The organism is Rhodoglobus sp. G.S.4, assembly GCF_056619605.1.
Genome location: NZ_CM152748.1, coordinates 2,462,185 through 2,475,204 on the forward strand (window position 1 = coordinate 2,462,185; position 13,020 = coordinate 2,475,204).

Sequence of the window (13,020 nt, forward strand, 5' to 3'; positions counted from 1 at the left end):
CGACGCGTGAATGCCACGATCAACGTACTCACACTGGTGATCGTTCTATCCCTCTGAGCATTCCGCACACACAAAAAAGCCCCGCATTCACTAGGAATGCGGGGCTTTTCTTTGGCGGTACCGGTGGGATTTGAACCCTAATTCGAGCCTTTTGACTACGCGGCTACCCCTCTACTTCCCCTTGTTTACGGGCTTTTTCAATCACGTCAGCACGACTGAAACAGGGTGATTTTCTGCCAAGTGTTGCCAAATTGTTGCCACGTCGAGGGCATAAGTAATGCCCCCGGTTCTCATGGTTCCGAGGGCATTACAGGTTAGGCGCTGGTCAGGTCTCAGTCGTCCAAGGTGGCGACTCGCTGACCATCGTTTCCGGTAGTGGCTGCACAGCCCACCGGATGACGTTAACGCCGGTCTATGCGGCCTTACGCCGGTAGCCGTCGAGGATCACACGCTCAGCAATGCTGAAGCCCTCGAAGACTGTTTTGCGGGTCTGGTAGTCGTCAATGGAAACAGTGATCGTGCCGTCAGGATTAGCCGACAGTCGAGCTGTTGCCGAGACGATGACGGCGGCAATAGCGGCGTTAGGTTCGTCGGCAGTGAAGCCAAGTTCCCGCGTGTACGCTTTCACCATTTCCGAGACGATGACCAGGTGCCTCCCGGCGAGGGTGACGAACTCGCTGTCGGCACCCCTGTCGAGGAAGTCGGCCACGTCTTGACCTGTGACAACCATGACTAGACCGTGATGCCGGTGAGCTTGATTACCGCGTCATCGTTCAGCGCGGCCACGTCGTATCGGGCTACTACGCGGATGGCTTGCTGGTCGTAGTCGCCATAGGTCTGGTCGAGGATCTTGACCGAAGGGGCCAAGTCTCGAGCTACGACGATCTGGGAAAAGTCGACCAGAGCCATGTTCCCGGTGTTCGGCGTTCCGGTCGTGTCTGTCAGGTGGTTGGTTACGACTACCGGCTTACCAAACAGACTGTATGAACCGGCCTTAGTTGGGTCGGGCTGAAGCACGTACTGGTTGGAGCCAGACGCGGCGGTCTTGATTTTGCGTAGGGCGATGAACTCGCGGGAAGTCATTACCCACTTCAGCGCGTCAGGGTTGACGTTCGCACCGAGGGCGAGCGCTTCAGCGTCGAGCAACTTGTCGAGGGTGAGCGCGCCCACAGCGGCCATAGTCTGCCCGGCGTAGACAAACAATCCTTTGGGCATGGTGACGCCGTCGCCGGTAAGTCCCATGAACTGCCGGTCGAGGGTGTCAGCAACGTCTTTGACCAGACGTTCCTTCAGCGCCACGTCGAGGGCGATGACGGACTGACGGGCAAGCTCATTACTGAAGCGGGTGAGAGTCTTTACGCTCTTCATGGTCGACGGCATGAGGGTGATTTCGTCGAACGTGGGGTCAATCTCTGGCGTGATCTGCGCGTTTTCGGCAAACCATGCCGGGGCGGTTGCAGCTCCCAGCTTAGGAAGGCGTACAGGGCCAGCGGTGTCGATGATTCGTGGGCCTGCTGCGAGGAAGACTGAAGCTGCCTCGAGTGGCTTGACCAGGATTGACTGGACCTGTTCTGCGGTGAGTTCTGATGCGTTGGCGGTTGATACGGCCATGGGATTCTCCAAACGAATTGAGTGTGTTCGTTTGGGTGCCAGACCCACTAACGCGAAATACCCCCCAGGGGTACCTCTATTCTACCCTCTAGAGTGAGTTTGTAGCAAGCATTGTATGCACAGCGTTTCGCGCTGACTCACGGCCCCGCTAGGCTCAACGAATGAAGTACACTGCGATCGCCGTGCTACTGCTCGTACTGAGCGGGTGCGCGTCCACTACTCCTCAGGCACAGCCTGAAACTCAGACGACACCACCAACGGAATCAGCGAATAGCGCTGCGTGCGAAGAGTTCGCTGCATTGACAATTGAAGTTGGCGAAGATGCTGTAGGGGACAACGCCCTCGAGGATCTGGCGGATATCACTGTGCGCTTTGATGAGGTTGCGTTACGTGCGGACGGCGAAGTGCGCTCGCGCATTCTCAAACTTATCGACGAGCTGCCTGACTCTCCGCACATGATCGCTTGGATGGATAACCGTGACGTCTACTCGGCGACTGTCCTAGCCGTTAGCCGAGCTTGCGAAGCAGAGGGTTATCCAATCCAAGTCGCCACCCTTGTTGCAGCTGGCTAACGCTAACTCGCGTTTGACCGGAGCACCCCGGCAAGGCTGAAGCTGTCAGCGGCCACCGTCGCGCCCTGCCCAATATCGCCGGTTGGCTTGCGACTGCCAAGGTGCGGCTTAGCTGTCAGTAGTCCGTCGATAGCAGCGGCGAGGCTTTCGGTATCGCTCAGGTGGCCCTCATCGAACGGTAGGTCGGTAGCGTCGGCCAGTCGACCCGTCGCGGTCACCAATGCGGTGTGGAGTTGCTTGGCGAGGTCGTCGGCTTGCTGTGCACGCTGACGGTACTTCCCGTTCTCTTTGCGGAGGTCTTCGACGTACTCCCGGGGGAACGTCTCAGGTGTTTCCTCTTCAGGTGTAACGGGTGTTACAGGTGTTACAGGTGCCAAGTCTGCGCCGGGTGCGTCTTCGTGATCCGGGTCGGTAATCGGCTCGGTCGTAGTGTCAGTCATCAGTTGCCCTTCTCTATTTCGAATCGTCGTGCGGTTGCGTATGTCTGGCCATCGTGCCCACGTATGCGGTACGTGGTGCCGACTAGGTCAGGGTCCATCGGGTTAGCGATTACTTCGACAACGTCGAGGAAACGGATCACTGAAGAGCCAGCAATGGGAAGCGACAGGATCAGCTTTTGAAGGGCGAACACCTGACCGGCTGCGGCCACGTCTCGCACGTTCACGTTGTTCATTCGGATGCGACTCTTACCTGTGTAGACCGGGGTGATAGTTGTTTCGTACTGCGCGGTACTTTCGTTCAATACCTCTGTTTCCCGGCCTACCGTCACCGTGGTCGTCATGAGCTTTTCGGCCTCGCGCCGGCCTGCCAGTGTTGCCTGTTCTGCGGTCATTTCCTTTTCCTTTTCTCGGTCAGTACGGGACGTTGCACGCACTCGCAACCTTTGTGATGTTGCATCGCGTGATCCTTCGGCCAGACGCGGCCTTCGCGCCACCACCAGCGGCACAACTGGCAGGGGTCGGCATCCATCTGCCTAACCCATCCCTCGATACCTTTGGAGATTTTCACTGCGTCTGAGTAGGCGCTCACAGCGGCATCTAAGGGCGCATTGAGAGAGAAGCGGGTTAGTCGCGCAGTGATGTCTTCACCAGCGTCAGCGGCCACCAGAAGAGTCGTCATGCCCTTCTCTAACGTGGACTGTTTGTAGACCTTGGGCAGTACCCCTGTAGGGGCGTAAACGGTGCCAGATAGTCGCGTCAGCTCCACCGATAGCGACAGGTCAGCGAGGGCGGCGGCGCGGCCATTGGATTGGAGAATGAGTGCGGAGGCTAACTGCACGAACTGCGGTTTAGTGATCCGGCCCAGCCCATACGCACGAAACGCCTGCATGACCTTTTCGCTCGTTGCTTCCCGTATTCGGGTCAGCGATTTTTGGTAGCTCAACTGTCCACCAGGAACGCGGACAGGTCAGCACCGCTCGAGGTGAGGGCGGCGGCTCTTTGTGCCTGCATGATCTGGTCAATCTGTGAGGGTGTGTATCCCATCGGGTTAGCGAGCACAGCGGCCAGCGGTACGCCGATACCGGCGAGCTTCGCGGCGGCATCTGCGGTCTGACCGGGTGTGCGTGTTTCGGGGGATGCCCAAACAGTCTCGAAGTCGCGGCTGTTGTTGCCGGTGCGGACCTTCTCAATGAGGTCGGCCACCTTTGCCCAGCTTCGCCCGTAGGTGCGTTGCTTACCAATGACTTTGGCCACTAGGGAAGCTTCAGCGGAGCGGATAGCGTCAGCGCTTGGCGGCTGGTCGCCGTTCAATCCAAGGTAGTGAGGTGGCAGGCCAGAGACAGCCCCAATCTGCTGTGTGATGACTGCCGACAGGTCGCCGTAACCATCTAGGCGTGAGCCGTCGAACTGACCGAATTTTGTTTCGGGACTCTCTGACTGCCAGACGCGGCCCAGCTCGTCACTGAACGGATTGACCGGGTTTCCGTCGTCGTCCTCGATAATCTCTAAGCCAGTGACCCAGCGGCGAGGTCGTGCGTAGTACTCACTGGATACCATCGCGTCGCTCATGACCTTTGCCAGTCCGTCGGTCAGGTCGAGAATGTCGCCCATCTCGCTGGACCCGCTGAAGTCGAGCAAACGCGCACGGTTAACAATCGGCACGACAGGCACCTCGAGCAGTGGGTTAGGGATGACCTCAGTAACACGTAGGGCATTCTCGTTCCCGGCGTAGCGGGTGATCTGTTCAGGCTCATAAACGACGGCGTAGTGAGTCTTCCCGTCGTCCCATTTCTTCAGGGCGGCACGCACAGCACCAGTTGCCGGGTCGTAGACGGCGGTCATCTGTTTCGCGCTCTCAACGGTCACACGCGGCGATTCAGGGCCAGACCAAACGATGACAAAGGAACGGCCATAAGTGAGACTGTCGACGTGTGCCAGGTGCGCCAGAGCTTCGAGGTCGTTGGCCTGCCATATGCGCCACAGGTCATCGTCGGCGGTGTCTTCACCTATTGCCCTGAAGCCGGTAACTTGCATACGTTCGGCCACTGAGTTGATGAGGAGCTTGGGGAAGTTCACGCTCAGCACGCGGAGCTTGTTGGCGAGGGCTTCCTGAGACTTAGGCGACAGGAACGCTGCCGGTTGCCGTCCCTCGAAGTACTTGTCGAGCCGGGAAAGTTCCGGCTGTGATTCGTCGAGTTGCGCGGTAAGGGTGTCGAGCATTTCTTTAGTGGTCATGCTGTTCTTCTTTCTGTTAGTTATCGGAAACTGACGACGCGGCTGGACTTCTTGCGTGAGTGCCAAGCGGCACGATCAAAGGCCACAATCGCGGCCACAGCTCCATCGATCTTTCGTGGTGAGTTTCTTTTATCCTTCGCAACTAGCGCACCGATAGCGGTCTGAACGGCCACAGTTTGCGAGACGTGAAGGGACAGGGTTTCGTCGCCGTCGTGGGTCATCGACCCATCCATGACGGCGGCATAAAGTCGATCTGTTGCCGGTCCCATCCGGTTACGAAAGCCGGTGTTGTACTCGACAACTTTTCGTTCACCGTGACGCTTCGCCCAGTCCTCAATCTCAGACCGCCAGCCCCAGGGATCACAGGCAAGCTCTACGACGTCGTAACGGTTGAAAGCGTCATCGACTGCCTCAGTGACGTCGGCACGCGGCACCCGCCAGCCTGCGGTGTCTGGTTTGTTCCAGATCTTGATAGGCACGATGAAGCCGTCGAGGGTGCACGCTACTAACGCGGTCGAGTCGCCAGACGCGGACCCGTCAAAGCCAAGGGTCAGCCGTTCACCATCCTCGAGTGTGCGGTCGACGGCTTGCTTATCCCACGCACCGAACGGGAGCCATGAGTCATGCGAGCCGGTCCAAATTCCCAGACGGTAACGCCTAAACGCGGCTTCTCGAGTCGTCTTGACCGTCGAGCGGAAAGCATCGATATGGAGGAAGTCACCGAGCGCTGGGTTAGCTATTGCCCAGGCTTCCTCGTCATCGATACGGCAACCATCGGGGGCGGCCCATTCGCGGAAAACGAAACTAGGGTCGGCGTTCTCTCTGCCGTACTTCACTAAATCCCACATAACGGATTCTTGAGAATCTGAGGGGGTCGAAATGGCCAGCGTCAAAGACTCTGAACGCTTACCCGCTGCACTCGTCACGGCTTCCCAAACCTCCCGGGTCACCACATGTAGCTCGTCAACGATTTGCAGCGTAGGGTCGTAACCCTGAAGCGCGGACTCAGTCGCCGGTAACGCCAGAAACACTCCACCATTCCAAGGTGTCTCGATTCTGTCCTTGAAAATATGGGCACGCTCAGCTAGCCGGTCGTCGAGTTCGATCATTCGCTTAGCTGCATTGAAAACGTGCTTAGCCTGCATCTCAGTCGATGCAACAACTAGAACTTGCGGTGACTCAATCTCGTCAGCGAACAGGCCATAAAGTCCCAGCACAGCGGCCAGCCCCGTCTTGCCATTGCCTCGAGGGATCGACAGCAACGATTGCCGAGGTCGTGGCCTATCGGTCGGATACAAAGCCTCAACAACCTCGAGCTGCCAGTCACGCAACCTGAACGGTTCACGCGCACCCTCACCCTTCGGCACCCGTAGGAAGTCCGTGCTGAAGTCCCTAACACGCTCCCATCCACGCACCGGATAGTCGCTCCAAGACAGCTCTGAAGCTGTTATCTGCGCCTTAGGCCCGGGGCGATTCAAAGGGTCTCCGAGTGAGTCAGAAAGTTTGCCATCACCCGGGGGGGCTTTGGGGGGTCGAGTGGGTTAAGAGGGCTGGTTGTCTCTGTGCTGCCCGGTGCACCCTTGGCGCTGTTGCATGACCGACACAGCACGTCAACATCTTTGAGGCTCTTAGCTGGCCACCTGAGATGGTCGCCTGTGAGGTCTTCTTTGCTGCCACAGTCTGAGCACCAGGGCTGAAGGCGGCGAGCCTGTTTGCTGAGGCGTGCCCATGAGCTTGTGTATCCGCGTTGTTGTTTGGTGCGCTTCAGTGGTTGCTCGGGGCGGTGTTCAGTACAGCGTGAGCCTTCGCACGGTTCACCACACACGACGCAGAGTTTCATGGTCACAGGATCACTGCCGTTCGTTTGATGGGAGTAAGCACGCGGTCATCGACTAGAGCGCGGATAGCTTCGATGTGTTCACACTCGAATTCGTCTTCATCGGTGAGGCAGTCGCACTCCCAGTCACGGCGGTTGTTCCAGCGCACGCGGTGGTTGTCGACGTTGGCGAGGATGCCGGGGTCTTTAGCTCGGATGCCCAGTACTCGCAGAATCTTGATATTCACAACATCCCCTTACGCGGCTACGGTTTCCCGCGCCTGTTCTGCTTTGGTGTGCTTCTTGATGCAAGGCAACGGGCCACCGCAAGGAACGCAATAGCCGAGGTCATCCTGCGGAATCTGAGCCACTGCCCAACCTTTAGAAGACTCAACTTCACCGGTGCTTTGGTTTACTGTTTCCGTTGAATCTGAACCTTCGTTACTACGTGCCTTTCCTTGCCTTGCCTTGCCTGTCCTCTCCTGTGTTGTCCCCCGGGACTCGTCCCCGGGATCGTCCCCGGGACTATGAGAGAAGGAAGGGTCAGCGGTGTCGGTGCGCTTGGCTGCTCGTTGCCGGGTCTTCTTCTCACGGTCGGCACGCCTGGCGTTCTCCAGCACCTCGAGGTCGTGCCTACTTGTCTGCGTCGCGGCGTAGTCATTGATGACCCACGCGCTATCGGTCGAGGTCCAAAGGTCAGCGGTGACGAACGCTGCTGGAGCGCTACTGGGAAAGCTAGGAATGAGGGCCAGGTCGGTGGCCTCAAGTACGCCGTCGGTACGGTTCGACACACTCCACAGGGTCGCCATGACGAACGCTCTGAAGTGAGCGTCAGACAGCCGACTAATGCGCCGGTCCATTAGGTAACGTTCGGGCAGTCGAGCGTCGGTCATTACTCACACCCTCTCCCTTGCGATGCACGAAAGGATGCTTCGAAGTTTTTGTACCCGGTGAGCCGTTTGGCCATGTTGCGATACATGGCGCGGTCGGCAGGATGGGTGCGGCTGAACGCGATTTCGAGACAGTCTGTCGAGGTTAAATAGCGGAGGGACTTCACGCGGTCATTGGGGAGATGCACGACTAGGTCGAGGTCGTCGGTGTCCATTACTCCCCCTCAGCGTCGTGAGCGGCTTCAATCAAGTCCAGGGCGAGCGCTCGGGTTTCGTCGGGGGTTAGGTGTTCTTCGCGTGCGTCGAGGTAGACGATCTTGCGGCCACCGATAACAACAACATGGTGAATGGCCATTACTTCACCGCCGTCAGGATGTAGTCGGCGCGGTTGAGGCTTCCGCCTACGGTGTGCTGGTCCCCGTTGCAGAGTGTTTGCATGTCGAGGTCGTTGGGGCTTGCGGTGTGCCCGTTCCAGTCGATGACAGGGCGAACGGTTACAGTTGCTAGTGTCTTCATGATTCGTTCCTTACTTGATCGTTGGGTTTCTGAATCAATGCCGTCAGCGGGATTGCAGTCCTTGCTGGCGGCTTTTTCTTTGCGCTGGGTCATATGGTTCCCCCGTATCGGATCGCCATGACTTCATTACTTGTGGCTGACTCGGGATAACAGTTCGGGTTGAGCACTTCCCATGCTCGGAAACGTTCGACCTGTTCAGGTTCCCAATCGGTCTCTTCGGACCCCAGGCATGCGGATGACATAAAAGCGCCTAGGTCCAACTCGAATCGCTCCATCGTTGTTTCGAACATTTAGACGGCCTCCAATGCGGTGCCGAATCTGGCGCTGTTCTCGATCCACTCGATGACTTCCGATTCGACGTAGATAACCGTCTTCGGTGTCGGCTTCCGGTAGCGCGGTCCCTTGCCGGTAAATCTGAGTTGCGCGAGTGCACCTTTGCTCATGCCTGGGATTAGCTCGACCACTTGGTCAGGGCTGAGATACTTCGTCATTCAACTCTCCTTCTTGGTGTACGACTTCACACCATGATGACTCACACTGGTAAAGATTGCAAGTCGACACTCATTTGGATAGTCTTTGTCCATGACTGAAAGTAAGCGGCGCTATTTCGAAACAGGCGACGAAGCTTTTGCGGCGATGCTTAGAGAAGCGCGTGAGCGCAAGGCGATGACGCAGGAAGACCTTGCGACCTTCATGGTGCGCAAAGGCTATGACTTCCACCAACAAACGATTTACAAGATCGAAAGCAACCGGCGGAAAGTAACGGTAGGAGAAGCGATCTGCCTCGCGGAGGCCGTCGATGTGCCTGTCGAGACGCTTACCAACAGGGCACCAGACTCCCCCGAATCTCGAGCTTTCGAGGTCAAGAGGACTGGCCGGGAGTTCGCAGAGTTTCTTTTCGACCTTCGAGCGACCATGACTGTCGGCAAGTTCTTGCGGCTCGATTATTTGCGCGCTGTGCGCGACTACGCCCAAGCGCCAACTGCGTACGCTCACGCACCGGATGGCGAGAAGGTCGCCATAACACGGGCATTCGAAGCGTTAGCCATCTTCCCCGGAATGGCTGACTACACAGTCGCTTGGCACGAACTGCTCGAAAATCCCGAAGCGCGAGCAGTACTCAAATCCGTTGGCTGGGACCCTGACGAAGTAGACGAGAGTGAATGGATCTAACCAATGGGCAGCGTTCACGCCTACGATTCGGCCACTGGCAAACGGTACCGAGTCCTTTATCGCAAGCCAGACCACGGCCAAGGGCAGAAGCGCGGCTTCAAAACTAAGCGGGATGCTGAGCTGTTTCTAGCGTCGGTCGAGGTGTCGAAAGCTAAGGGTGAGTTCGTCGATGCGAGCGCGGCACGGTCCACGGTCGACGTGCTCGGTGTGGAGTGGCTGAAGAATCAGACGCACTTGAAACCGTCGTCGTTTCGGCCTGTCGAGATTGCTTGGCGGCTGTACGTTCGGCCTGAGTGGGGGAAGCGTGCGGTCGGTGATATTCGGCACAGTCAGGTGCAAGCATGGGTCAGCCAGATAAGTGCCGATAAGGGCGCTACGACGGTTCTACGTGCCTACGGTGTGCTGGCGGCAATTCTTGATGCTGCGCTGAAAGATAGACGCATTAGCGCTAACCCGGCGCGTGGGGTAAACCTGCCAAGGAAGACAGGAAAGAAGCGCGTGTACCTGTCCCATGCCCAGGTGCAAGCTCTTGCGGATAACGCCAAGGATCACGGCACACTGATTTTCTTTCTCGCTTATACGGGCCTCAGGTGGGGTGAAGCTACCGGGCTTCGGGTGCGTGACCTTGACGCGCTCAGGCGGCGCGTAGTGGTCAGTGAGAACGCGGTGAACGTCGGCGGCAAGATCATTGTGGGCACGCCAAAGAGTCACACTGCTAGAAGTGTTCCTTACCCGTCTTTTCTGTCTGAGCCGTTGGCGCGTGAGTGCGAGGGCAAAGACCGCGCTGCGTTGTTGTTCGGGAACGGTGTCAATCATGTGCGCCTGCCAGACTCCCGGCGCGGATGGTTCGTGGGAGCTGTAGTGAAGTCCCAGGCGGCAGACAAAACTTTCGAGCGGGTCACGGTGCACGATCTGCGGCACACTGCTGCGAGCCTGTCGATTAGTGCCGGTGCGAATGTTAAGGCGGTTCAGCGGATGCTCGGTCATGCGTCAGCGGCCATGACTTTGGACACCTACGCGGACCTGTTCGAGGATGATTTAGACGACGTTGCGACAGCGTTGGATCAGGCTAGAACTTCTGCAAGTGTTGCCAATTTGTTGCCAAATGGCGATATTGGGAAGCGGAAAACCCCCTAACTTCCTTATGTTTACTGGGAAGTAGGGGGTTTTTCTGTGGCGGTACCGGTGGGATTTGAACCCACGGTGCGCTTTCACGCACACAACTTTTCGAGAGTTGCACCTTCGGCCGCTCGGACACGGTACCGGGAGAGAGTTTAGTACAGATAACGGGGGCGTGCGTTCACGCGTTTTTGCGCATCCAGTTGAGCGTGTGGGTCAGAAGCGCCAATCCGATACAGATCGCGCCAAGCTGCATTAGCCCGGGAGCGATGGCGATCGCCACTTGTGCCCAGTCAATGCCGGAGGACGAGGAGCTACCGAATCGGTAGTAGACGGCATACACCCAGGCTTGGATTCCGCCGCCAAGCACCATGCCGACACCACCGATGACCCAGAGCACATAAATCCAAGGGCTGCGAGCGAGGCTTTTACCGCGGGTAACCGGGGTCGATTCGGCGAGCGCGCCCGCATCATCCACATAGTGCGATTGCGGAGTTGGACCCCACTGCTGTTCGAGTCCGAGCCCAGCTCCAAGAGGGCTGGCTGGCTGCTCAGAGGGGTGCGCAGTTGTTGCCGCTGGCGATGCTGCCCGTTCTGGCGCCGATGCCTGGTTGCCTCCAGCGGCCACGGTTCTGGCGGGGCGCGCAAATTGCACATCGGCAGCATTGTCGCGAAGGGAGTCGACGGTGCGCGCAGCCCGCACCGCGTCGGCGTGCGCTCCCTGGCCACCTTCGGCGTAACCGCGTTGGAAGGCTGGGTCGAATCGAGGATCAATTTTCTTGTCAGTGGCCACGGTGCTCCCTTGTTCGTGTTCCATCGTAGGCACGAACCCCCAATAAGTCGCGCATTCCTCATACAATGTCCCCGTGTTAGAGCATCGGATGGCCGGTTGCTAATGCAGCTCGCCCAGCGTAGGTTCAGCTTCGAGAGAACAACTAGCCGGCGCCATACCCCCGGGGGTATGCTCGACTAATGAGCACCGCCACCACACACCACCCCCGCCGCATCCTCGTTATCGGTGGAGTTGCCGCCGGAATGTCCTTCGCCACCCGCATGCGCCGTCGCGACGAGCACGCCGAAATCATCATCTTCGAACGCAGCGGTCACGTCTCTTTCGCCAACTGCGGCCTCGCCTACTACCTCGGTGGTGTCATCACCGAACGCGACAACCTGCTACTGCAGACCCCCGCGAGCCTCGGCAGCCGCTTCGGCCTCGACGTGCGCGTGAACCACGAAGCCACCGCAATCGACCCCGCCGGCCACACCATCACGGTGCACAACAGCGCCGACAACACCACAACCACCGAGCACTTCGATGAACTCGTCATCGCCACAGGCGCCAGTGCAACTCTCCCCGCAATCCCCGGCAGCGACCGGATGCTCGTGCTCCGCAATATCGAAGATGTTGACGCCCTCCACTCTTCCCTCGGTGAGCTCGACCCCACGACCGCGAACGTCGTCGTCTTGGGTGCGGGTTACATCGGCATCGAGATGGCCGAAAACCTCGCCAAGCGCGGCCTCAAGGTCACTCTTGTGCAGCGCCCCGCCCACGTGCTCGCTACCCTCGACGCCGAAATGGTCACCCCGGTGGAAACCCACTTGCGTGAGAATGGCGTCGACCTCCGGCTCGGCACCGAAGCAGTTGCGGTGCATGACTCAAGCGTCCAACTCAGTGATGGCTCTAGTGTCGCGGCAGACGTTGTCGTCGCGGCCGTCGGTGTGCGACCGGACAACGTGCTTGCCGTTCACGCCGGCCTCGCCGTTGGCGCTGCTGGCGGCATCCGCGTCACTGCTGGCTACCAGACGAGTGCACCCCACATTTATGCGGTCGGCGACGTTGCAGAGAAGGTCGGTGCGATCAGCGGCGAACATGAACTCATCGCCCTTGCCGGCCCCGCAAACCGAGACGGTCGCTACCTTGCCGACACCCTCGCCGGCGATCACGTGCACTCCAAGCCGGCTCTCGGCACCGCCATTGTCGGCGTCTTCGATCTCACCGCGGCAAGCCTCGGCTCCACCGAGCGCGCACTTCGCGCAGCAGACCGCAACATCCGCGTCATCCACACCCACCCGGTGTCGCACGCTGGCTACTACCCCGGCGCAGAATCACTCTCACTCAAGCTCATCGTTGACGCAGACACCGACCTCATCCTCGGGGCCCAAGCAGTGGGACGCGATGGCGTTGATAAGCGAATGGATGTTCTTGCCACCGCCGCAAGCGCGGGGCTCACCGCCAGCTCCCTCGCTGACCTCGAGCTCGCCTACGCGCCGCAGTACGGCTCAGCGAAAGACCCGATCAACCACCTCGGCTACGTCGCCAAGAATCTGCGCGACGGGCTGAGTGCCTCAATCCAGTGGCACGAAATCGATGCCGAGCGTGACGCAGGCAGCCTACTGGTGGATGTTCGAACCCCCGCCGAATTCGGGCGAGGCGCCATCCCCCTCGCCGTCAACATTCCTCTCGACGATCTGCGCAGCCGCCTCAGTGAGCTCGGCGATCACCGCGTGATCGTGCACTGCCAGGTCGGACAGCGCGGCCACACCGCCGTGCGCATTCTCGCCCAGCACGGTTATGACGCCGTCAACCTCGATGGTGGCTACCGCACTTGGGCCGCCGCCACCGCCTAGTTTTCCCCACAACCAACCGA

At 58.9% G+C, this 13,020-nt stretch carries 18 protein-coding genes and 1 tRNA gene; 4 read left to right on the top strand and 15 right to left on the bottom strand.

From position 1 onward, the window contains the following. Window positions 1–412 precede the first annotated feature (412 nt). Window positions 413–730, bottom strand: a complete 318-nt coding sequence (locus tag AC061P_RS12160; RefSeq protein ID WP_480391306.1) for a hypothetical protein — start codon at window positions 728–730, stop codon at window positions 413–415. A gap of 2 nt (window positions 731–732) precedes the next feature. Next, window positions 733–1,611 (bottom strand): phage major capsid protein, encoded by an 879-nt coding sequence (locus AC061P_RS12165; RefSeq protein ID WP_480391307.1) that lies wholly within the window; start codon window positions 1,609–1,611, stop codon window positions 733–735. A gap of 161 nt (window positions 1,612–1,772) precedes the next feature. On the opposite strand from AC061P_RS12165, the gene AC061P_RS12170 reads away from it, so the two are divergent. Next, window positions 1,773–2,183, top strand: coding sequence for a hypothetical protein (locus tag AC061P_RS12170; protein WP_480391308.1), 411 nt, complete (start codon window positions 1,773–1,775; stop codon window positions 2,181–2,183). Window positions 2,184–2,185: 2 nt separating this feature from the next. On the opposite strand, the gene AC061P_RS12175 is transcribed toward AC061P_RS12170, so the two are convergent. From AC061P_RS12175 to AC061P_RS12225, 11 genes are all read right to left on the bottom strand, one after another. Next, the gene (locus AC061P_RS12175; protein WP_480391309.1) at window positions 2,186–2,623 is read right to left on the bottom strand and encodes a hypothetical protein; all 438 of its coding nucleotides are present in this window, start codon (window positions 2,621–2,623) and stop codon (window positions 2,186–2,188) included. Then, window positions 2,623–3,015, bottom strand: coding sequence for a DUF6093 family protein (locus AC061P_RS12180; RefSeq protein ID WP_480391310.1), 393 nt, complete (start codon window positions 3,013–3,015; stop codon window positions 2,623–2,625). The genes AC061P_RS12175 and AC061P_RS12180 overlap by 1 nt, the downstream gene beginning before the upstream one ends. Then, the gene (locus tag AC061P_RS12185) at window positions 3,012–3,512 is read right to left on the bottom strand and encodes a hypothetical protein (RefSeq protein ID WP_480391311.1); all 501 of its coding nucleotides are present in this window, start codon (window positions 3,510–3,512) and stop codon (window positions 3,012–3,014) included. The genes AC061P_RS12180 and AC061P_RS12185 overlap by 4 nt, the downstream gene beginning before the upstream one ends. Window positions 3,513–3,562: 50 nt before the next feature. Then, window positions 3,563–4,858, bottom strand: a complete 1,296-nt coding sequence (locus tag AC061P_RS12190; RefSeq protein ID WP_480391312.1) for a phage portal protein — start codon at window positions 4,856–4,858, stop codon at window positions 3,563–3,565. A 20-nt stretch (window positions 4,859–4,878) separates the two neighbouring features. Next, window positions 4,879–6,189 (bottom strand): terminase large subunit domain-containing protein, encoded by a 1,311-nt coding sequence (locus AC061P_RS12195; protein WP_480391313.1) that lies wholly within the window; start codon window positions 6,187–6,189, stop codon window positions 4,879–4,881. 511 nt (window positions 6,190–6,700) lie between these two features. Then, window positions 6,701–6,922, bottom strand: a complete 222-nt coding sequence (locus AC061P_RS12200; protein ID WP_480391314.1) for a hypothetical protein — start codon at window positions 6,920–6,922, stop codon at window positions 6,701–6,703. Window positions 6,923–6,931: 9 nt separating this feature from the next. Beyond that, entirely contained in the window at window positions 6,932–7,567 is a 636-nt protein-coding gene (locus tag AC061P_RS12205; RefSeq protein ID WP_480391315.1) for a hypothetical protein, read from the bottom strand. Continuing rightward, window positions 7,567–7,779 carry a hypothetical protein gene (locus AC061P_RS12210; protein WP_480391316.1) on the bottom strand — a complete coding sequence of 71 codons (213 nt, stop codon included), beginning with the start codon at window positions 7,777–7,779 and terminating at the stop codon, window positions 7,567–7,569. The genes AC061P_RS12205 and AC061P_RS12210 overlap by 1 nt, the downstream gene beginning before the upstream one ends. Beyond that, the gene (locus AC061P_RS12215) at window positions 7,779–7,919 is read right to left on the bottom strand and encodes a hypothetical protein (protein ID WP_480391317.1); all 141 of its coding nucleotides are present in this window, start codon (window positions 7,917–7,919) and stop codon (window positions 7,779–7,781) included. Before AC061P_RS12215 ends, AC061P_RS12210 begins: the two co-directional genes overlap by 1 nt. Continuing rightward, a complete protein-coding gene (locus AC061P_RS12220) occupies window positions 7,919–8,080 on the bottom strand; it encodes a hypothetical protein (protein WP_480391318.1) in 162 nt (53 codons plus the stop codon). Before AC061P_RS12220 ends, AC061P_RS12215 begins: the two co-directional genes overlap by 1 nt. A gap of 290 nt (window positions 8,081–8,370) precedes the next feature. After that, window positions 8,371–8,571: a helix-turn-helix transcriptional regulator gene (locus AC061P_RS12225; RefSeq protein WP_480391319.1), complete on the bottom strand. Its 201-nt coding sequence runs from the start codon at window positions 8,569–8,571 to the stop codon at window positions 8,371–8,373. A gap of 91 nt (window positions 8,572–8,662) precedes the next feature. Between AC061P_RS12225 and AC061P_RS12230 the strand changes: the two genes are divergently transcribed. Next, window positions 8,663–9,253 (top strand): helix-turn-helix domain-containing protein, encoded by a 591-nt coding sequence (locus AC061P_RS12230; protein ID WP_480391320.1) that lies wholly within the window; start codon window positions 8,663–8,665, stop codon window positions 9,251–9,253. Window positions 9,254–9,256: 3 nt separating this feature from the next. Beyond that, window positions 9,257–10,390: a tyrosine-type recombinase/integrase gene (locus AC061P_RS12235; RefSeq protein WP_480391321.1), complete on the top strand. Its 1,134-nt coding sequence runs from the start codon at window positions 9,257–9,259 to the stop codon at window positions 10,388–10,390. Between the two features lie 37 nt (window positions 10,391–10,427). On the opposite strand, the gene AC061P_RS12240 is transcribed toward AC061P_RS12235, so the two are convergent. Beyond that, a tRNA-Ser gene (locus tag AC061P_RS12240) sits at window positions 10,428–10,517 on the bottom strand. Window positions 10,518–10,553: 36 nt separating this feature from the next. Further along, on the bottom strand, window positions 10,554–11,165 hold the full coding sequence (locus AC061P_RS12245; protein WP_480391322.1) for a hypothetical protein: 612 nt from the start codon (window positions 11,163–11,165) through the stop codon (window positions 10,554–10,556). 179 nt (window positions 11,166–11,344) lie between these two features. Here AC061P_RS12245 and AC061P_RS12250 point away from each other — a divergent pair, with 179 nt between their 5' ends. Continuing rightward, complete coding sequence (locus AC061P_RS12250; RefSeq protein WP_480391323.1) at window positions 11,345–13,000, top strand: FAD-dependent oxidoreductase; 1,656 nt, start codon at window positions 11,345–11,347, stop codon at window positions 12,998–13,000. Window positions 13,001–13,020 lie beyond the last annotated feature (20 nt).